Origin of the sequence: Microbacterium sp. BDGP8 (genome assembly GCF_029991045.1) — a bacterium.
Classification (GTDB): Bacteria; Actinomycetota; Actinomycetes; order Actinomycetales; family Microbacteriaceae; genus Microbacterium; species Microbacterium plantarum.
In genome coordinates this window covers 2,148,381-2,167,960 of record NZ_CP120712.1, presented here as the reverse complement: position 1 = coordinate 2,167,960, position 19,580 = coordinate 2,148,381, and the positions used below count along the sequence as shown (strand labels likewise).

Sequence of the window (19,580 nt, the reverse complement as noted above, 5' to 3'; positions counted from 1 at the left end):
CCTTCGCCTCGTCCTATTCAACTCGACGTTGCGGGTCGATGTTCCCTGAGAATGGCTTCATGTCCGACGAGTTCGCCGCCGTGATCGAGCGCTACCGACGCTTCGCCGTCTACGAGGCACCCGGGCGATCGGATCTCTACGCGGCATGGGCGCGGCGCGTCGTCGAAGACCGCGACCTGCAGCAGGTGCTGTCGCGGCTTCCCGCGAACCGGCGCCAGCCGCCGCTCGTGTTCGCGGTCTGCCGCCTGCTCGGTTCCGGCGACGTGGATTCGTCGTCGTGGGCATCGTGGGTGCTCGATCATGCCGACGCCGTCGTCTCGGAGACCCTCGTCCGCTCGGTGCAGACGAACGAGCCGCTCCGCTGCGCGGCGCTTCTTCCGACGCTGTCGCGCGTCTCGGGGCCTATCGCGCTGCTCGAGATCGGAGCGAGTGCCGGGTTGTGCCTGTATCCCGACCGCTACTCGTATCGGTACCGGGGTGACGACCGCGAGACGCGCCTCGACCCGCCCGCGGGGGCAGCCGTGGTCGAGCTGCCGAGCGAGGTGAGGGGGGTGCGGATGCCGCGCGTGCGGCATCCCGAGATCGTCTGGCGCGCCGGCATCGATCTCGCCCCGTTGGACGTGCGCGATCCCCGCGACGTCGACTGGCTGACGCGCCTGGTGTGGCCGGGCGAGAGCGGGCGGGCGGAGCGCATCCGAGCGGCGGCGGCTGTCGCGGCATCCGACCCGCCCCTTCTGTTCGCCGGCGACGCGTACGACCTTCTTCCGGACGTGGCAGCGCTCGCCCCGGCCGACGCGACGCTCGTGATCACCACGCCCGGGGTGCTCGTGCACATCCCGCGGGAACGACGCGCGGGCGTGGTCACGCGTGCGCGCGGACTGGGGCGCTGGCTGACGATCGACGAGCCCGCCACCCATGACGGCTGGGCAGGCGGTGCTCCCTCCGGCTGGCGCGACGGCTTCGCGGTCGCCCTCGACGGGGAGATCGACGCTGCGGCCGACCCGCTCGGGCGATGGTGGGAGTGGCGTCCCGGCTCCGAGCGCGCGCGGTCGTAGCGTGGAGACGTGGCACTTTCCGAACGCGACCGCTCGATCCTCGATTTCGAGGCGCGTTGGGGTGCTCACAGCGGCGCGAAAGAAGAGGCCGTTCGCGAAGAGCTCTCGCTGAGCCCTGCGCGGTACTACCAGCTGCTCGGGCGGATCATCGAGTCGGTCGACGCGGTGTCGCACGACCCCCTGCTCGTGCACCGCCTGCGGCGCATGCGTGCGGCGGCCGAGCGCTCGCGCGCCGACCGCGCGGCCATGTGACGCGAAGCTTCGGCAGATAGCATTCCTCCGTGCCGACAACGACATACCCGAAAGACCGCTTCGACGAGCTGCCCGCCGACACCACCCGCGTCGGCGCCCACCGGGCCGAGAACCCCCGGCTGCGTGCCGGCGTGCTCCTGGTCTGGGCTGCCGTCGCGGTCCTCGTCCTGGTGGCGGCGGGCGTCCTCGGCACGATGATCGTCACCGGTCGCATCGGGCTGTTCCCGGCGGCGCCCACGGCGACGTCCGTGGTCGAGGCTCCCGTCGAGGCCGATCCGGTCGTCGACACCTCGTATCCCGTCCTGATCCTCAACGCGACGTCGGAGCGCGGACTGGCGACCGCCCTCCGCGACACCGTCGTCGGTGCCGGATGGAACTCGGATGTCGTCGACGCGGGTGACGCCAGCACTCATGACTTCGCGACGACCACGATCTTCTACGTCCATGCGGAGGACGAGGGTGCCGCGCGGGGCCTCGCCCAAGTGATCGGCGGAGCGGACGTGGAGATGAGCGAGGCCTATGCAGGCCCGGACGGCGCGGACGGGGAGCCCAGCAAGCAGCTCACCGTGGTCGTCGGCGAGGACCGCGCGGGCGGTGGCGGCGAGGGCTGACGACCGGGCGTGTTTCACGCTCGTGAAATTCTCGATGCGGCCGTGTCAACAGTGACCGGAAGCGCCGGATCCGGCGGAACGCCCTGCATACGATGACGCTGTCGCACAGCATCAGGAGATTCGCATGACACAGGGCACCGTCAAGTGGTTCAACGCCGAGAAGGGTTTCGGCTTCATCACCGTGAACGAAGGGCAGGACGTCTTCGTCCACTACTCCAACATCGAGATGAGCGGCTTCCGCGTGCTCGAAGAGGGGCAGGCGGTCGAGTTCACCGTGGGGACGGGGCAGAAGGGTCCGCAAGCGGAATCGGTGCGCGTCGTCGCCTGAATCGCAACACTCCACGGAGCGCACCGCCATCGCGGTGCGCTCCGTCGTTTCCCCGGGTCGCGTCACCGGCCACGCGGCTTGCACTCCCCATGGGCGAGTGCCAGAATGGCTTTAGCACTCACGTTCATCGAGTGCTAAAGACTGTTCTCCACCGTCCGGGAGGGACGACACACACATGGCAAAGATCATCGCTTTCGACGAGGAGGCCCGCCGCGGCCTCGAGCGCGGCCTGAACACGCTGGCCGACGCCGTCAAGGTGACGCTCGGCCCGCGCGGTCGCAACGTCGTGCTCGAAAAGAAGTGGGGCGCCCCCACCATCACGAACGATGGCGTCTCGATCGCCAAGGAGATCGAGCTCGACGACCCGTACGAGAAGATCGGTGCGGAGCTCGTCAAGGAGGTCGCCAAGAAGACCGACGACGTCGCCGGTGACGGAACGACCACCGCGACCGTCCTCGCTCAGGCGCTCGTCCGCGAAGGCCTGCGCAACGTCGCAGCCGGCGCCGACCCCATCTCGCTCAAGAAGGGCATCGAGAAGGCCGTCAAGGCCATCACCGACCAGCTCCTCGCTGACGCCAAGGAGGTCGAGTCGAAGGAGCAGATCGCTGCCACCGCTTCGATCTCGGCTGCTGACGCCTCGATCGGCGAGCTGATCGCCGAGGCCATCGACAAGGTCGGCAAGGAGGGCGTCGTCACCGTCGAGGAGTCGAACACCTTCGGCACCGAGCTCGAGCTCACCGAGGGCATGCGCTTCGACAAGGGTTACATCAACCCCTACTTCGTCACGGACCCGGAGCGCCAGGAGGCCGTCTTCGAGGACCCGTACATCCTCATCGCGAACCAGAAGATCTCGAACATCAAGGACCTTCTGCCCATCGTCGACAAGGTGATCCAGGAGGGCAAGGAGCTCCTCATCATCGCCGAGGACGTCGAGGGCGAGGCTCTCGCGACGCTGGTCCTCAACAAGATCCGCGGCATCTTCAAGTCGGCTGCCGTCAAGGCTCCCGGCTTCGGCGACCGTCGCAAGGCTCAGCTGCAGGACATCGCGATCCTCACCGGCGGCCAGGTCATCACCGAAGAGGTGGGCCTCAAGCTCGAGAACGCCACCGTCGACCTGCTCGGCCGTGCGCGCAAGGTCATCATCACGAAGGACGAGACCACGATCGTCGAGGGTGCCGGTGACTCGGCTCAGCTCGAGGGCCGCGTGACCCAGATCCGTCGCGAGATCGACAACACCGACAGTGACTACGACCGCGAGAAGCTCCAGGAGCGCCTCGCGAAGCTCGCCGGTGGCGTCGCCGTCATCAAGGCCGGAGCTGCGACCGAGGTCGAGCTCAAGGAGCGCAAGCACCGCATCGAGGACGCCGTCCGCAACGCCAAGGCAGCTGTGGAAGAGGGTGTCGTCGCCGGTGGTGGTGTCGCGCTCATTCAGGCCGGCAAGAACGCGTTCAGCGGTCTCGAGCTCTCGGGCGACGAGGCGACCGGTGCGAACATCGTCAAGGTCGCGATCGAGGCTCCGCTGAAGCAGATCGCTCTGAACGCCGGCCTTGAGCCGGGCGTCGTCGCCAACAAGGTGGCCGAGCTCGAGATCGGACACGGCCTGAACGCCGCGACCGGCGAGTACGGCAACTTGTTCGAGCAGGGCATCATCGACCCGGCCAAGGTGACGCGCTCCGCGCTGCAGAACGCCGCGTCGATCGCGGGCCTGTTCCTCACGACCGAGGCGGTCGTGGCGGACAAGCCGGAGAAGACCCCGGCTCCCGCGGGCGACCCCACGGGTGGCATGGACTTCTGATCCATCGCATACAGAACGGCCCCTCCTTCGGGAGGGGCCGTTCTGCGTTTCGGAGGGGCCTCAGCGGAACAGGCCCGCGGCCGCAGCCTCGGCCTGCAGGTACTGCTGGCCGGCGGCATCCAGTGCCGATCCGATGTCGCCGAGCGCAGCCTCCACCTCGCGCTGCGCCGCGCGCCACCTCTCGACGACGGCCTGGAAAGCGAGAGCGGCGCTGCCGGTCCACGAGCCCTGCAGTTGTGTCAGTTGTGCCATCATCGCGCCGGTGTCGCTCTCGAGGCGTTCCGAGGTGGCGCGGATGGCGGCGGTGGCGCTCGCCACGGCGTCGCTGTCGATCGAAAAGGTGGCCATGTCGCTCCTTGCGTCGTGTGCGGTGGATGCCGACACGCTAGGTCGCCGTCGACCCGCTGCGCTCGCGCGCGGATGCGATCGGGGAGAGGCCAGTGCCCGGTGCGGCGGGGGAGAAGCCGCCGCGACTCCGCTCAGCGCTCGTCGCGCAGACGCGGCAGCGGTTGGGTCTCGATCCAGAGATGCTCGGCGGCCTCGCGGCGATCGGCCAAGGGGAATGCGACCCGGAACGTGGCGCCGCCGCCCGGCGTGGCCTGGACGTCGATCGAACCGTGCAGCGCCTCCACGATCGAGGCGACGATGGACAGGCCGAGGCCCGAGCCGCCGGTCTCGCGCGTGCGCGACGTGTCGGCCCGCCAGAACCGCTGGAAGATCTTCTCGCGCAGGGGTTCGGGGATGCCTTCGCCGTGATCGATCACCGAGATCCATCCCATGCGGGCGTCGCGGTCCAGGCCCACGGCGATCTCGATCGGGGTGCCCTCCGGGCTGTAGCGCCGCGCGTTGCCGATGAGGTTGGCGACGACCTGGCGGATGCGGTTCTCGTCGCCGAGGACGACCGGTACGAGCGGCGGCTCGCTCGGCTGCAGCAGCGGCTTCGTGTCCGCGGTCGCGCCGGGTGACGTGTTCGCCGACGCGGCATCCGTCTTCCGGGACGCCGTGCCGGAGTCTCCCGAGCGTGCGCCCCGCTCGTCCTTCGGTCGCCGACGCAGGCGGGAGAGCGTCTGGCCGGTGCGGTTGCGGGCACCGCCCGAACGCTTCGTCGTCGCGCCGGTCCCCGTGTTCGTCGGCAGATCCACCGTGAGCGTCTCATCGGAGTACTCGATCACCGAGACATGGCGCTCGGGCGCCGCCGCTCGCGTGTCGAGCGCGGCGTCACGGGCGATGGGACGCAGGTCGACCGGCGTGATGACCAGGTCACGGCGTTCGTCGAGGCGCGCGAGGGCCAGGAGGTCTTCAACGAGGCCGCTCATCCGAACGGCCTCTTTCTCGATCCGCTCCATCGACTGCGCGGTGTGCTCGGCGTCGGTGATCGCGCCCATGCGGTACAGCTCCGCGTATCCGCGGACCGTCACGAGCGGTGTGCGCAGCTCGTGGCTGGCGTCGCCGATGAACCGCCGCATCTGCTGGACCGTGGCGTCGCGCTGGGCCAGGGCGGTGTCGATACGGTCGAGCATCGCGTTGATGGCGATCTTCAGCCGGCCGACCTCGGTACCGGGGGAGATGTCGCCCATGCGCTGGCTCAGATCGCCCGCCGCGATCGTCATCGCGGTCTCCTCGACCTGGCTGAGGCTGCGGAAGGTGAGGGTCACGAGCCAGCGGGTGCCGAGAGCGCCGGCCACGAGGATGAGGGCGGCGATCACGGTGTAGATGCTGATGAAGTTCGCGACGGTCTGTGTCACCGAGGTGAGCGGCAGCGCGACGAGCTGCGTATAGCTCTCACGCGACCCCTCGGGCTGGAGGACATCGACACTCGCGTGGAAGGTGCCGGTTCCCTGACGGGCGGCGAGCTCGAAAGGCTCGGTGCCCTTGACGACCGTGCGGTCGAGGGGGAACGAAGCGGGCAGATCGGGGCGGACCGACTCGGGTCCGCCCGCGACCGACAGCAGCTCGCCCTCGGCGCTGTAGATCGCGACGACGAAGGTGGTCGGCGCCGGTGACTCCTTCGCCTCGAAGAGCGCGATGCCGTCTTCGACGGTGACATCCATCACCGTGCTCGCCAGGTCGGTCGGGGCCAGCGAACGGAGGCTGCCGTCGAGCGCTGCGACTTGGGCGTTCCGGAGGAAGATCATCGTGCCGACGCCCGCGGCGATCAGACCCATCGCGAGCAACGTGACGATGACCCCGGTCACCTTCGTGCGCAGGCTGATGCCGCGCCACCATCGGGTGACGCCGTCGTTCGCGGAATCGCTCAGGCGTCTGCGCTCCCGCGGATCAGGCCGACTTGTCGGCCTTGAGCATGTATCCGAAGCCGCGCTTGGTCTGGATCAGCGGCTCGGACGAGTGCGGATCGATCTTGCGCCGCAGGTACGAGATGTAGCTCTCGACGATGCCGGCATCGCCGTTGAAGTCGTACTCCCAGACGTGGTCGAGGATCTGCGCCTTGCTCAGCACCCGGTTCGGATTGAGCATCAGGTAGCGCAGCAGCTTGAACTCGGTGGGCGAAAGGTCGATCGAGACGTCGCCGACCTGGACGTCGTGGGTGTCCTGATCCATCGTCAGCTCGCCGGCGCGGATGATCGACTCCTCGTCGGCCTGCATCGTGCGGCGGAGGATGGCCTGGATGCGGGCGACGATCTCGTCGAGACTGAACGGCTTCGTGACGTAGTCGTCGCCGCCGGCGTTGAGCCCCTCGATCTTGTCCTCGGTCTCGTCCTTGGCGGTGAGGAAGAGGATCGGCGCGGTGTAGCCCGCCCCGCGGAGCCGCTTGGTGACGCTGAAGCCGTTCATGTCGGGCAGCATCACATCGAGCACGATCAGATCGGGCTCCTCCTCGAGCACCGCCGAGATCGTCTGCGCGCCGTTGCCGACGGCGCGGACCTGGTATCCGGCGAACTTCAGCCCGGTGATCAGCAGGTCACGGATGTTCGGTTCGTCGTCCACGACGAGAATGCGCGGTGCTGTCATAGGCCCATACTTGCACCGGATCCCATCGGTTTGCTGGATATCGCGCCGCAGGGGGTCGACCTGGTAGGGGTCGCGAGAGGATGGAGGCATGCCGCGTCCGATCGATTCCGACCGTCTCGCATTCCATCGGCTCGTCTTCGCACGTCGTCGTTCGGGGTGGTGGACCCCGCTCGCGGTGGGCGCCGTCGGCATCGTCTTCTTCCTCGCCATGCTGCTCGTCGTCGCGCTCGCGGCGCTTCTCGTCGCGCTGTCGAGCGACGACGCGGCTCGGGCGCTGAACCGCGTGCTCGAGACCTCCGACTCCCTGGATGTCACGAACCCGCTGTCGCTGCTGGTCGGCCTCGGCGCGATCGCGCTGCTGCTGCCCGCGTACCTGCTCGCGTCGCTCCTCATCAACGGATGTCGTCTCGGGTTCGCCTCCGCCGTGTTCGGGCGGCTGCGCTGGCGGTGGCTGATCGTGTGCGTCGGGCTCGCCGCGGCCATGGCGGTCGTCGTCGCGATCGTCACCTCGCTGCTCCCGGCCGAGCAGGGCGGAGCATCGCTCACGCCCCCGGGCGCCACGCTGTGGCTGAGTCTGCTCGTGGTCATCCTCGTGGTGCCGGTCCAGGCCGCCGCAGAGGAGTACATCTTCCGCGGCTACCTGATGCAGTCGATCGGGCGGTGGCTGCGGCATCCGCTGTTCGCCATCCTGCTGCCGGTGCCCCTGTTCGTCATCGGACACCTCTACGACCCGGTCGGTCAGGCAGCCGTCGCGCTCTTCGCGATCGCCGCGGGCTGGCTCACGTGGCGCACCGGCGGACTCGAGGCCGCGATCGCGGTGCACATCGTGAACAACCTGCTGGCCTTCGTGACCGGGATCGTGGCGGGAACCGACCCGTCGGCGGCGGATGTCGGCTGGGTGAGCTTCGCCACCTCGGTGCTGCTGCTCGGGGGCTACTGCCTTGCCGTCGAGTACGTGCTGCGGCGGCGGCCGATCGCGCGCACGTACGGCCTTCCGCGGACCCAGCTGCCGCCGCCGATCCCCATGCCGACGCCTACGGCGACCGTGCCGCTTCCCGGCGAGCCGACGCCCGAGCTCACCAAGCCCTGACACGGCCGCCGTGGGGCGACCGGCTCAGGCCGCTTCGAGCTTCTCGGCGTCGAGGATCGTGTAGCTGTACCCCTGCTCGGCGAGGAAGCGCTGCCGGTTCTGCGCGAAGTCCTGGTCGACGGTGTCGCGCGCGATGAGCGTGTAGAAGCTCGCGGTGTGACCGTTGGACTTCGGACGCAGCAGGCGCCCGAGTCGCTGCGCCTCCTCCTGGCGCGAGCCGAACGATCCCGAGACCTGAATGGCGACGGAGGCGTCGGGGAGGTCGATCGAGAAGTTCGCGACCTTCGATACGATCAGCACCGGGATCTCGCCCGTTCGGAACGCCTCGTACAGCTCCTCGCGCTCGTCGACGGGCGTCGAACCCGTGATCTTCGGCGCTCCCAGCGCGTCGGACAGCACATCGATCTGATCGAGGTACTGGCCGATCACGAGGATCTGCTCGCCCGTGTGCTTCGCGACGAGGTCGCGGACGACCCCGATCTTCGCGTGCGCGGTGGCAGCCAGGCGGTACCGCTCGTCATCGGCCGAGGCCGCGTACTCGAGGCGGTCGGATGCCGGGAGGTCGACGCGCACCTCGTAGCAGACGGCGGGGGAGATGAAGCCCTGGGCCTCGATCTCCTTCCACGGCGCGTCGAAGCGCTTGGGGCCGATGAGGCTGAACACGTCGCCTTCGCGGCCGTCCTCCCGGACCAGGGTCGCGGTGAGGCCGAGCCGGCGTCGCGCCTGCAGGTCGGCGGTGAGCTTGAACACGGGGGCGGGCAGCAGGTGCACCTCGTCGTACACGACGAGACCCCAGTCGAGCGCGTCGAGGAGAGCGAGGTGGGCGTATTCGCCTTTCCGCTTCGCGGTGAGGATCTGGTAGGTCGCGATCGTGACCGGCTTGACCTCCTTCGACTGACCGGAGTACTCGCCGATCTCCTCCGGAGTCAGGCTCGTGCGCTTGAGCAGCTCGTTGCGCCACTGCCGCGCGCTGACGGTGTTGGTCACGAGGATGAGCGTGGTCGTCTTCGTGTCGGCCATCGCTGCGGCTCCGACGAGCGTCTTGCCGGCGCCGCAGGGGAGTACGACGACGCCTGAGCCGCCCTCGGTGAAGATGTCGACCGCCTTGCGCTGATAGGGGCGCAGGCTCCAGCCGTCTTCGTGCAGCTCGATCTCGTGCGGCGTGCCCGGCGTGAAGCCGGCGAGGTCTTCGGCGGGCCAGCCGATCTTCAGCAGCTCCTGCTTGATCTGGCCGCGGGCCCAGGCGTCGATGACATACGTGTCGGGCGTGGGGTTGCCCAGGAGCAGCGGCTGGATGCGCTTGTTGCGCGTGACCTCCGAGAGAACGGCCGCGTCGCTCGAGCGCAGGATCAGGGTGCCCTCGTCGTCGCGCTCGATGACCAGACGTCCGTAGCGCGTCACTGTCTCGCGGATGTCGGTCGACACCGACGGCGGCACGGGGAAGCGCGACCAGCGGTCGAGTGTGGCCAGCATGTCTTCGGCATCGTGCCCCGCGGCGCGTGCGTTCCACAGGCCCAGGCGCGTGATGCGATAGGTGTGGATGTGCTCGGGCGCCCGCTCGAGCTCGGCGAAGATCGCGAGCTCGTGCCGCGCATCCTCGGCGCTCGGGTGGGCGACTTCCAGCAGCACGGTGCGGTCGCTCTGGACGATCAGGGGGCCATCAGCCATAACGAGCAATCGTACCGGTGCTCAGCCCACGTCGGCCTGTGCGGAGGGCGCCTGCGATGCTCAGGTCAGCCGGGCGGAGACAATGCTCGACACCGGCAGAGTGCGTTCGACATCCGAGGCGCGGTCGCGTCCGCGCAGCCGGCCGCCGCCCAGCCCCGTCGCTTCGAGCACGAAGTCACGTGTCGAGCCGTCCGGCAGACGCACGCTCACCTCGATCACCGCGCGTGCTTTGACCGCCTGCTCGAGCTCGCGGCCCAGCCACGCGGCATCCGCGTCGTCGGAGGAATGGGCTCGACGCATTCGCTCGATGAGAGGCAAGAAGCGGGTGTCGTCGCTCCCCGCCGGTGCGTCGTCCGCCGGTGCGGCCAGTTTGGCGCGGTCGAGGATCCGTACCTCTCCGTTCTCGTCGACCGCGGCGACGGGGTAGCGAGCGTCGCTCAGCATCCAGAAGACAGCGTCGACCGAGCTGCGGCTGAGCAGCCGGTCGCCATCGCGCACGAGCCCGAGCGGTCGCAGCGCCTGATCGACGGCGAGCGTGTCGAGGGCACCCTGGTCGGATGCCGTGACCTGCGTTCGACCGGTGGGGTCGGAGCCCACGCGCAGTCGGCCGTGGCGGCCGGCCGCCCGTTCGAGCTCGTACGCCAGCGGCTGCGGCAGGCCGGTCAGCGAGATCGCGGCGAGGAACTCGGCGAGGGATGCCGGATCCTCTCCGGCCGCGAGCGCCGCTCCGATCGATTCGGCGGAGAACCGGTAGGTCGACGCCTGCGCGCGCGACTCGCGCCGCGCCGCCCGGCGCAGCCGCGCATCGATCGCGGGCTCGAGCGGCCCGGGCGCGATCGCCGTGAGGTCGTTCTGGAGGAAGATGCGGTCGACCTCGCCGGGCAGGTGCTCCTGCAGCGTCGTCCGGTCGACGTCGCCTCCGTTCGCGAGCGCCGTCGCCCAGGCTGCCGGGCGCCCCGATGCGTCGATGATCGCCCACAGCCGCCACTGCGCCGTCAGGCGGTCGGCGCGGGCGTACCACTGCGGGTCGAGCGGATAGGCGAGGTGCCACTGCGCCGGCGGCCGCCATCCGCCGTCCGTCGTCCGCAGAGCTGCCGGGAGCGCGTCGCGCAGGCGGCCGGCGGTGTCGGCCCAGCGATCGGCGGAGCCACGGAGCAACCAGGCGGTTCCCTCGGTCGTGACCCGCCACTCGCGGTCGACCGGACCGAGGAGCCCGGCGTCGAGACCGATCCCGATCACGAGGTCGGCTGTCTCGGCATCCGCCACCGCTCCTGCTTCGATCAGGCGGCGGCGGTCGGCGGCACCCAGGGTTCCCGCACCGGTGCGTCCGAGGGGCGACGGTTGCGTAAGCGACAGGACATCGGCGAGTGACGAGAGCGCGGTGAAGGCGCGTTCGGCCAGCTGCGCATCATCCTCCGGCGAGCCCGTCGTGATGAAACGGCCGGGGGCCTCGGGGCGGGGGATATCGCGCCACGCCGTAGCGGCACCGGCGTAGGGCATCCCGCCAGGAGAGACGAGCCCGAGATGCAGTAGAGCGTCCCGTGCCGGACCGGGCGGAACCGCATCGCCGGAGGCGACCGCGTCGTCCATGGCCTCGACGAGCGGCCGGGTGAGAAGCGGAGCGGCCTTGGCCACCGCCGCGGGATCGAGCAAGGCCTCGGCGGCATCGAAGAAATCGGCCCAGGCGGCGTCGGGCGAGACGCGGCGTCGACGGAGCAGGTCCGTCAGGACGTCGTCGTCGACCGTGGCGAGCCAGCTCGCGAGGGCACGGGCGTCGACGGGAGACACGTCACCGGCCCTTGTTGGCCCGGCTCCGTCGGATGAAGGTCATGATCAGCACCGTCAGCAGCAGGGCGAACGCGACGGGCGGCGCGATCCACACGATGGCGCTCACCGTGGGCCACGCTCCGGTGCCGAAGTCTGCCTGCTCCATGCCGGTCGCGGTGCCGATGATGATCGCGAAGAAACAGACGATCGCCAGAATCAGCAGCCCCAGCGACATGAACGCGAGGATGCGGTCGATACGGCGGACCGGAAGGTCGTCGCCCGTGCTGCGCGTGCTCATCCGCATCAGCGTAGCGGTTCGCAGTGGTGCCGTAGGCTGGTTACCGGGGCTGACACGGCCCCGGCATTCCGTTCTGCCCGCGAAACGCGGTCCGTGACAGCGAGGTACGCACATGCCCACCGGCAAGGTCAGGTTCTACGACGACGAGAAGGGGTTCGGCTTCATCTCCTCCGATGACGGCCAGGACGTCTTCCTGCACGCCACGGCACTCCCGGCGGGCACCGAGTCGCTCAAGCCCGGCACGCGCCTCGAGTTCGGTGTCGCTGATGGCAAGCGCGGTCTGCAGGCGCTGGCCGTCCGCGTGCTCGAGGCTCCCGTGAGCCTGAGCAAGCGCAACCGCAAGCCCGCGGACGACATGGCGATCATCGTCGAGGACCTCGTGAAGCTCCTCGACGGCATCGGCGCCGATCTCCGTCGCGGTCGCTACCCCAGCTCGGGTCACGGCAAGAAGATCGCCGCGGTGCTGCGCAAGGTCGCCGATGACCTCGACGCCTGAGCCCGCCGACACGTCGGCGACGGACGAGGTCGAAGTCATCGAGCCGGCGTCCGGCGAGGCCGCAGCGCCCCAAGATGCCGTAGCGTCCGAGCCGGTCGCGGTCGACGAGCGTTTGCTCGCCGCTCACGATCTCGCCCTGGCTGCGCTCGCCGAGATCACGCCCCCGTCGACCGTCGGCGATCCCGTCGACTACGTCGTCGAGGCCGACGGCGTCGTATCTCTGCGCTTCGCCAACCGTCTGGCCGGCTACCCCGGGTGGCTGTGGACGGTCAGCGTCGCCGTGGTCGAAGACGCCGAGCCGACGGTGCTCGAGGTCGAGCTGCTCCCGGCCGTCGGAGCGCTGCTCGCTCCCGAGTGGGTTCCGTGGGCTGTGCGGCTCGCGGACTACCAGGCCGCTCAGGCCGCCGCGGACGAGGACGATGACAGCGACGACGACGCGGACGATCTCGACGACGACGCGGCCGATCTCGATGATGACGCGGACGACCTCGACGACGACGCGGACGAGGACGACTTCGCGGACGGCAGCACAGCGGTCACCCACGCGGGCGACGTCGACGGGGTCGACATCGACGCGCTCGATTCCGGCGCTGCCGATGACGACGAAGACGACTCGGATGACGACGAGTTCGACGACGATGATGACGACTCGGACGAGGACGATGATTCGGACGAGAACGACGACTCCGACCATGACGAATCGCCCTGGGAGCGCTGACCGCTCGAACGGGAACGAAGAAGGGATGCCGCGCGGTGCGGCATCCCTTCTGTCGTCTCAGCGGCGTTACGCGCTCAGAGACGGTCGATCGTGTAGTCGATGCACTTGATCAGCTGGCGCACGTCGTCGGGCTCGATCGAGACGAACGTCGCGATGCGCAGCTGGTTGCGGCCCAGCTTGCGGTACGGCTCGGTGTCGACGATGCCGTTGCCGCGCAGGCTCTTGGCGACGGCAGCGGCATCGACGGTGTCGTCGAAGTCGATCGTCACCACGACGGGGGAGCGGTCGGCGGGATCGGCGACGAACGGCGTCGCGTGCTCGGACGCTTCGGCCCAGTCGTACAGCGCCGAAGAGGACTCTGCGGTGCGGTCAGCCGCCCACTGCAGGCCGCCGTTGCTGTGGATCCACTCGAGCTGCTTGTCGAGCAGATAGAGCGTCGCGACGGCGGGCGTGTTCAGTGTCTGGTTGAGTCGCGAGTTGTCGAGCGCGTTCTTCAGGCTCAGGAACTCGGGGATGTAGCGGCCCGACGCGGCGACCTGCTCGATCCGCTCGATCGCGGCGGGGGAGACCGCGGCGAACCATATGCCGCCATCCGAGCCGAGGTTCTTCTGCGGGGCGAAGTAGTAGACGTCGCACTGCGAGACCGAGAAGTCGATTCCGCCCGCCGCGCTCGTGGCATCGATGACGGTCAGCGCGCCTTCGTCGCCGACGACGCGGCGCACGGGGGCGGCGACACCGGTCGACGTCTCGTTGTGGGGCCAGGCGTACACGTCGACGCCCTCCACAGCCTCGGCCGAGATGCTCGAGCCGGGCTCCGCCTTGCGGATGTCGGGAGCCTGGAGCCAGGGCGCGGATGCGGCCGCGCCGAACTTGCCGCCGAACTCGCCGAAGACGAGGTTCTGGCTGCGGTTCTCGATGAGGCCGAATGCCGCGGCATCCCAGAACGCGGTCGATCCGCCGTTGCCGAGGATGATCTCGTATCCGTTGGGCAGCCGCAGCAGATCGGACAGGCCGGAGCGGACCTGGCCGACGAGGCTCTTCACCGGCGATTGGCGGTGCGACGTGCCGAGCAGGATCGAGCCGGGACCCGACAGGGCGGCGACCTGCTCGGGGCGGATCTTGGCGGGACCGCAGCCGAAGCGGCCGTCGCGGGGAAGGATGTCTCGGGGCAGGGTGACGTGCGCCATGAGCCGATTCTAGGGGCGGCGTCCGGGCCCGCCGTGCCATGAGCAGGAGGTAAGGGCAGCCTCGCATGTCCTCACCAGCGGATAGGCTGGGATCCTCCCGACCACGCGCACGACAAGGGCTGTGATGACCGATCTCATCGACACGACAGAGATGTATCTGCGTACCATCCTCGAACTCGAGGAAGAGGCGATCGTCCCCCTGCGTGCACGCATCTCCGAGCGCCTCGGGCACTCCGGCCCCACCGTCTCGCAGACGGTCGGCCGCATGGAGCGCGACGGACTCGTCGTCGTGTCGGAAGACCGCTCGCTCGAGCTGACCGACAGCGGTCGGCAGAAGGCGGTCGACGTCATGCGCAAGCACCGTCTCGCCGAGCGCCTGCTCAGTGATGTCATCGGACTCGACTGGGCCTATGTCCACGAAGAGGCCTGCCGCTGGGAGCACGTGATGAGCGAGCTCGTCGAGCGTCGCCTCATCGAGCTGCTCGGTCACCCCACGGAATCGCCCTACGGCAACCCGATCCCCGGTCTCGACCAGCTCGGGGATGTGCCTGCGCGCACCTTCGACGACGGTGTGGTGGGCCTCGTGCGTCTGCTGAACGAGGCCGGCGGGCCGATCGAGGGCACCGTGCGACGGCTCGCCGAGCCGGCCCAGGTCGACCCCGAACTGCTGCAGCAGCTGCGGGCGGCGGGCGTCGTCCCCGGCCGTGAGGGCACGTTCCAGTTCTCGGAGGGGTACGTCCTCGTTCAGATGGACGGTGTCGACGAGGGGCTCGAGCTGCCCGTCGAGGTCGCGTCGCACATCTTCCTCACGCGTCGCGACTGAGTCCGCGAGCGTTTGGCCACCGGACCTGAGCGTCCGGTGGGGAAGGGAACGACAGCGTGACTTATTCGTTACCTTCCGGTAGCCTCGAGAAGTCTTCAGGCGAGAAGCCCGCCCGAGACCGCTGCATGGATTGCCTCTTCGGCTCGTCGTCCACGCGGTGACACCCGAATGTCGCGTGGACCTACACGCGCAGTGTCGACGAGCCAGCGCAGACCATCGCGCAGAGGCGCCGGAGGACTGATTTGGCTGAACACAACGATTCGTCGGTAGACGTACCCGAGGTCGACGCGACGAATCCCGAACGCTCTGGTCGCGCCCTGCGTGGCCGCCGCTTCCCGATGGCGAAGAAGCAGAAGCGGGACGTCGCGACCATCGAGAACCGCGCTTCCCGCCGGAGCCGTCGCCGGGTCCACCCCGTTCGCAGCACCTTCACCGTCGCTGCCGTGGTCGGCCTTGTCGCCACCGTCGCCATCCCGGCCTTCGCCGCCGTGCGCGGTACGTCGGCCGACGCGATGACGCTGCAGCAGGTCGCCGCCAACAACGCGCAGTCGATCGTCGTCGCGTCCGAGGTCGGACCCGCGTCTCTCGACCGCAGTGGCTTCACGGCGACCACGCCCGAAGAGATCAAGAAGAAGAAGGACGAGGAGGCCGCCGCCAAGGCAGCCGCCGAGGCCCTCGCGAACCGCATCTCCGCGAGCAGCTCGACCGCCTCGTCGTCGACGTCGTACAGCCAGTCGATCCCGCTCGTCGCGCCGGGTTCCGGTCTCGTGCGTCGTCCGCTGATGTCGTTCAACAACTTCGGCACCCCGTACGCCGGTCACCGCGGCACCGACTACATGGCCGACCGTGGCACGCCGATCTACTCGGTCGCCGACGGCACGGTCGTCGCCTCGAGCGAGAGCGGTCCGGGCTGGGGCGTGTACGTCAAGGTCGCGCACAACATCAACGGCACGAACGTCACGAGCCTCTATGCGCACATGGACTGGGGCACCCGCGCGGTGCAGGTCGGCGACACCGTCTCGGCGGGACAGCTGCTCGGCCAGGTCGGCGATACGGGCCGCGCGTTCGGAACGCACCTGCATCTCGAGATCGTGGTCGACGGCGCGTACATGAACGCCGAGTCGTGGCTCGTCGCGAACGCGGGCTGACGACACGCATCATCCGTTCATCTCCCGTCGACCTTCCTGGGTCGAGGGTGTATTACCCTGAACGCGACGCTCGCGCACGCCGAGGGGGAGCTGATGGGACCAGTACCGGGCATTCGAACCGTGAATGCGATCGGTCGCTACGTCCTGCGGCATCGTGTGCACCACTGCGGCCTCGGCCGTGAATCAAGGCGCTGTCTTCATGACAGCGCCTTTTTTTGTGCTCGCACCCTCGCGGGGCCTGCCCGCACGGCTCGCGCGACGTCGGTCATCGAACATCCGCTGAAGCCGTCAGGGCAGTTCGTGAGGACAGGAAATGCGCACTCTGGTACTGAACGCCGGGTATGAGCCACTCGCTGTGGTGTCGTTCCGTCGGGCCCTCCTCCTGGTGTTGAACGACAAGGCGACGATCGTCGAGCACGTCGTCCACGATCCCGTTCTCGGGATCGATGGAACGTACGAACGCCCGGCCGTGATCGTCCTGACCCGGTACGTCCGTATCCCGAATGCGCGCCGCGTGCCGGTGACGCGGCGTGGCGTGCTCCGCCGCGACGCGCACCGATGCGCCTATTGCGGGAAAGCGGCGTCGACGATCGACCACGTGATGCCGCGTTCGCGCGGGGGCAGCAACTCGTGGGAGAACCTCGTCGCCTGCTGCCTGCGGTGCAACAACCTCAAGAGCGACCACACTCCGCAGGAGATGGGGTGGGAGCTGCGATGGCTGCCGAAGCCCCCGCGAGGCCCGCAGTGGGCCGTACGGGGCACGGAGCGATCCGACCCGCGCTGGGAGCCGTACCTGAGTCTCGCCGCCTGATCGCCGCGGTGCGCGCCTACCGCGCTCTCGGGCCGTAGGCGCGCAGGAATGCGCCGGCGCCATCGGTCATGATCTGTCGGACCCGCTCGGCGTCCGTCCGGCGGCGAGCGGGCTCGTTGAGAACCCGGAGCGTCGTGAGCGCGTGGAAATGCTCGGCGGCGAGTCCCGGGTCGTCGAGGTCGAGCAGACCCTCGGTCGCGAAATGAGCGAAGCGCTCGGCGAGAACGTCGGCGTGCGCTCGGTCCAGCGGGTGGTCCTCGAGTTCGGGCAGGAGCGACTCGTTCTCCGAGATCAGCTTGACAGCGGCTGCGTAGTTCGTCGACGTGGCGAGGAACCCCCCGAGTTCGGCGGCGAACGCGATCACAGCCTGGTGCAATTCATCGCGGCCGTCGATCGCGATGGTGTCCGGCAGGTGCGTCTCGGACAGCTCGCGGAGGGTGTTCACGGCCGTCTCGCCCGCGCTCTCGACCACTCCGAGCAGCAGCCGCCGTTTATCGCCGTAGTAGTCGTAGACGGTGCGCTTGGAGACACCCGCGCGCGCCGAAACGGCATCCATACTCGATCGCTCGACGCCCACCTCGACGAAGAGCTCTCGCGCCGCCGCGAGTATCGCGGAGCGCTTCTGCTCCTGGCCCTGCCTGACCGGCCTCGCATCGCTCATCGTCATCCTTTGCTCTTCCCGAACTCTACACCGACCAGTGCAGCAAAACTACACGGTACGGTGTAGTGTACCTGCCGTGCAGAAGACAACGCAGGCATCTCTCCAAGCTCACGATCTCGTCAAGCGCTATGGAACCGTCACCGCCGTGGACGGTCTGTCATTCCAGGTTCGGCCCGGGATCGTGACCGGCTTCCTCGGGCCGAACGGGGCGGGCAAGTCCACCACTCTCCGCATGTTCCTCGGCCTGGACAAGCCCACGAGCGGCGCCGCGACCGTGAACGGGCATCGTCTGCATGAGTTGCCCCATCCGATGCGCGTGATCGGCGCGATGCTCGATGCGCGTGCCGTTCATCCGCGGCGTACGGCCGTGGATCATCTCGCGTCCGTCGCGCGTGCTGGAGGCGTGCCGCGGGGTCGAGTCGGGGAGGTTCTGGAATTGGTGGGCCTGGCTGAAGCAGGGAGCCGGCCGGCCGGCGACTTCTCGCTCGGGATGAAGCAACGGCTGGGGATCGCCACGGCGTTGATCGGCGACCCCGGCATCGTCATCTTCGACGAACCTCTCAACGGGCTCGACCCGGAAGGCATCCGCTGGGCTCGATCCCTGATGCGCGAGCTCGCTGCGGAAGGCCGATTGGTGCTGTTCTCGAGCCATCTGATGGGTGAGATGCAACTGACGGCGGATCACCTCATCGTGATCAACCACGGTCGTCTGCTCGCCGACCAGTCTTTGGACGCATTCATCGCCTCGCACACGAACGAGTACGTCCGCGTTCGGACTCCGAATGCCGACGTCCTGCGTGATGCGCTCCGGCGAGCCGGGCTTCCGGTTCGGGCAGACGCCGATCGCAACGACGTCCTCATCGTCTCGGGGGCGACGACGGAGAGCGTCGGCCGCATCGCCTCCGCCGCCGGCGCCGAGGTGTTCGAGCTCACCCTCGTTCGGGACTCGCTCGAAGACGCGTTTCTCGCCATGACCACGATCGAGCAGAAGGCCGCCTGACATGAACCTCTTCGCTTCCGAATGGATCAAAGCCCGCAGCGTCCACAGCACCTGGATCCTCGCTGCCTCGGCCGTCGTCGTGACGGTGATGGTCAGCCTGCTGGGGGTGAGCGGGCTCGTGGCCGACTGGCAGGCCGCGCTCCCTTCCGATTTTGACCCCACCGGCATCAGCTTCAAGGGCATCCTGGTCGGTCAGATCCTCCTGGCGACCATCGGATCGCAGGCCATCACCAGTGAATACGGCTCGGGGCAGATCATCACGAGCCTCGCCATCGTGCCCCGGCGCGGGGCTCTCCTGGCTTCGAAGCTGGGAGTCTCGGCGCTCATCGGCTTGGTCGTGGCAGTCGCGGCGGTGGCAGGCAGCTTCGGTGCCACGCAGGCCGCGCTCGCTGCGGCCGGCCTGCCCATGTCGGCACTCGATGACCCTGGAACTGCTCGGGCCATCGTCTGTGCGATCGTGTACCTCGTCCTCACGGCCGTCCTCGGCCTCGGATTCGGCATCATCACGCGAAGCTCTTCCGGTGCGCTCGCGATCATCGTGACCGTCGCGCTTCTCGTGCCCGCTCTCGCCCCGGGGATGCCCGGGGTCATCGGCGAGTTCGCGGGTACCTACTGGCCCACGACGGCCGGCCAGGCCTCGTACGCTGTCGGGACGACGAGCGGGATGCCGCCGCTGGTGGGACTCGGGATCATGGCGATCTTCACGCTATGGACGACGCTCGCCGCTCTTCTCGTCCTCAGAACGCGTGACGTGTGAGAGGACCTTCCGCATCCGGTAGTTCGTCAGCGGCCGACCGGTAGGGGCGCAGGGTCACGGGCGGGGTGTCGGAGGCGTTCACGCGATCCAATCTGCCACGCGATGTCGGACGTCGGTCGTATCTTCGATCTCGACATTGATGGTC

General features: G+C 68.7%; 21 protein-coding genes. 13 read left to right on the top strand and 8 right to left on the bottom strand.

The window, feature by feature from the left end; translation table 11 throughout:
* Window positions 1-59 precede the first annotated feature (59 nt).
* From P6897_RS10435 to groL, 5 genes are all read left to right on the top strand, one after another.
* Window positions 60-1,055 (top strand): DUF2332 domain-containing protein, encoded by a 996-nt coding sequence (locus tag P6897_RS10435; RefSeq protein WP_282501152.1) that lies wholly within the window; start codon window positions 60-62, stop codon window positions 1,053-1,055.
* Between the two features lie 9 nt (window positions 1,056-1,064).
* On the top strand, window positions 1,065-1,307 hold the full coding sequence (locus P6897_RS10430; RefSeq protein WP_112617103.1) for a DUF3263 domain-containing protein: 243 nt from the start codon (window positions 1,065-1,067) through the stop codon (window positions 1,305-1,307).
* 29 nt (window positions 1,308-1,336) lie between these two features.
* Window positions 1,337-1,918 carry a LytR C-terminal domain-containing protein gene (locus tag P6897_RS10425; RefSeq protein ID WP_112617102.1) on the top strand — a complete coding sequence of 194 codons (582 nt, stop codon included), beginning with the start codon at window positions 1,337-1,339 and terminating at the stop codon, window positions 1,916-1,918.
* Between the two features lie 124 nt (window positions 1,919-2,042).
* Window positions 2,043-2,246, top strand: a complete 204-nt coding sequence (locus P6897_RS10420) for a cold-shock protein (protein ID WP_023954799.1) — start codon at window positions 2,043-2,045, stop codon at window positions 2,244-2,246.
* A gap of 175 nt (window positions 2,247-2,421) precedes the next feature.
* Window positions 2,422-4,041, top strand: a complete 1,620-nt coding sequence (groL, locus tag P6897_RS10415) for a chaperonin GroEL (protein ID WP_112617101.1) — start codon at window positions 2,422-2,424, stop codon at window positions 4,039-4,041.
* Between the two features lie 60 nt (window positions 4,042-4,101).
* Here groL and P6897_RS10410 read toward each other — a convergent pair whose 3' ends face one another.
* From P6897_RS10410 to P6897_RS10400, 3 genes are all read right to left on the bottom strand, one after another.
* The gene (locus P6897_RS10410) at window positions 4,102-4,389 is read right to left on the bottom strand and encodes a WXG100 family type VII secretion target (RefSeq protein WP_282501150.1); all 288 of its coding nucleotides are present in this window, start codon (window positions 4,387-4,389) and stop codon (window positions 4,102-4,104) included.
* Between the two features lie 131 nt (window positions 4,390-4,520).
* On the bottom strand, window positions 4,521-6,206 hold the full coding sequence (locus tag P6897_RS10405; RefSeq protein ID WP_282502588.1) for a HAMP domain-containing sensor histidine kinase: 1,686 nt from the start codon (window positions 6,204-6,206) through the stop codon (window positions 4,521-4,523).
* Between the two features lie 112 nt (window positions 6,207-6,318).
* Window positions 6,319-7,011 (bottom strand): response regulator transcription factor, encoded by a 693-nt coding sequence (locus P6897_RS10400; RefSeq protein ID WP_023954791.1) that lies wholly within the window; start codon window positions 7,009-7,011, stop codon window positions 6,319-6,321.
* 88 nt (window positions 7,012-7,099) lie between these two features.
* Between P6897_RS10400 and P6897_RS10395 the strand changes: the two genes are divergently transcribed.
* Window positions 7,100-8,101: a CPBP family intramembrane glutamic endopeptidase gene (locus P6897_RS10395; RefSeq protein WP_282501149.1), complete on the top strand. Its 1,002-nt coding sequence runs from the start codon at window positions 7,100-7,102 to the stop codon at window positions 8,099-8,101.
* Window positions 8,102-8,125: 24 nt separating this feature from the next.
* On the opposite strand, the gene P6897_RS10390 is transcribed toward P6897_RS10395, so the two are convergent.
* From P6897_RS10390 to P6897_RS10380, 3 genes are read right to left on the bottom strand one after another with little or no spacing between them, the layout of a single operon-like run.
* Window positions 8,126-9,769, bottom strand: coding sequence for a DNA repair helicase XPB (locus tag P6897_RS10390; protein WP_114588339.1), 1,644 nt, complete (start codon window positions 9,767-9,769; stop codon window positions 8,126-8,128).
* Between the two features lie 60 nt (window positions 9,770-9,829).
* Window positions 9,830-11,557 carry a helicase-associated domain-containing protein gene (locus tag P6897_RS10385; RefSeq protein WP_282501146.1) on the bottom strand — a complete coding sequence of 576 codons (1,728 nt, stop codon included), beginning with the start codon at window positions 11,555-11,557 and terminating at the stop codon, window positions 9,830-9,832.
* 1 nt (window position 11,558) lies between these two features.
* Window positions 11,559-11,834 carry a multidrug ABC transporter ATPase gene (locus tag P6897_RS10380; protein ID WP_269267569.1) on the bottom strand — a complete coding sequence of 92 codons (276 nt, stop codon included), beginning with the start codon at window positions 11,832-11,834 and terminating at the stop codon, window positions 11,559-11,561.
* Window positions 11,835-11,946: 112 nt separating this feature from the next.
* Between P6897_RS10380 and P6897_RS10375 the strand changes: the two genes are divergently transcribed.
* Together P6897_RS10375 and P6897_RS10370 are read left to right on the top strand one after the other, a co-directional pair.
* Entirely contained in the window at window positions 11,947-12,330 is a 384-nt protein-coding gene (locus P6897_RS10375; RefSeq protein WP_023954781.1) for a cold shock domain-containing protein, read from the top strand.
* Window positions 12,314-13,048 (top strand): DUF3027 domain-containing protein, encoded by a 735-nt coding sequence (locus P6897_RS10370; protein WP_274178640.1) that lies wholly within the window; start codon window positions 12,314-12,316, stop codon window positions 13,046-13,048. The genes P6897_RS10375 and P6897_RS10370 overlap by 17 nt, the downstream gene beginning before the upstream one ends.
* A gap of 74 nt (window positions 13,049-13,122) precedes the next feature.
* Here P6897_RS10370 and serC read toward each other — a convergent pair whose 3' ends face one another.
* Window positions 13,123-14,235, bottom strand: coding sequence for a phosphoserine transaminase (gene serC / locus P6897_RS10365; RefSeq protein WP_274178639.1), 1,113 nt, complete (start codon window positions 14,233-14,235; stop codon window positions 13,123-13,125).
* A gap of 124 nt (window positions 14,236-14,359) precedes the next feature.
* On the opposite strand from serC, the gene P6897_RS10360 reads away from it, so the two are divergent.
* From P6897_RS10360 to P6897_RS10350, 3 genes are all read left to right on the top strand, one after another.
* Window positions 14,360-15,058 carry a metal-dependent transcriptional regulator gene (locus tag P6897_RS10360; RefSeq protein WP_274178638.1) on the top strand — a complete coding sequence of 233 codons (699 nt, stop codon included), beginning with the start codon at window positions 14,360-14,362 and terminating at the stop codon, window positions 15,056-15,058.
* Window positions 15,059-15,300: 242 nt separating this feature from the next.
* A complete protein-coding gene (locus tag P6897_RS10355) occupies window positions 15,301-16,206 on the top strand; it encodes a M23 family metallopeptidase (RefSeq protein WP_112617091.1) in 906 nt (301 codons plus the stop codon).
* A gap of 313 nt (window positions 16,207-16,519) precedes the next feature.
* Window positions 16,520-17,017, top strand: coding sequence for an HNH endonuclease (locus P6897_RS10350; protein ID WP_114588335.1), 498 nt, complete (start codon window positions 16,520-16,522; stop codon window positions 17,015-17,017).
* A gap of 16 nt (window positions 17,018-17,033) precedes the next feature.
* Here the strand turns inward: P6897_RS10350 and P6897_RS10345 are convergent, their stop codons facing one another.
* Window positions 17,034-17,678: a TetR/AcrR family transcriptional regulator gene (locus tag P6897_RS10345; RefSeq protein WP_274178636.1), complete on the bottom strand. Its 645-nt coding sequence runs from the start codon at window positions 17,676-17,678 to the stop codon at window positions 17,034-17,036.
* 37 nt (window positions 17,679-17,715) lie between these two features.
* On the opposite strand from P6897_RS10345, the gene P6897_RS10340 reads away from it, so the two are divergent.
* A complete protein-coding gene (locus P6897_RS10340; RefSeq protein WP_282501144.1) occupies window positions 17,716-18,678 on the top strand; it encodes an ATP-binding cassette domain-containing protein in 963 nt (320 codons plus the stop codon).
* 1 nt (window position 18,679) lies between these two features.
* Complete coding sequence (locus P6897_RS10335; RefSeq protein WP_282501143.1) at window positions 18,680-19,435, top strand: ABC transporter permease; 756 nt, start codon at window positions 18,680-18,682, stop codon at window positions 19,433-19,435.
* The last annotated feature ends 145 nt before the right edge of the window (window positions 19,436-19,580 follow it).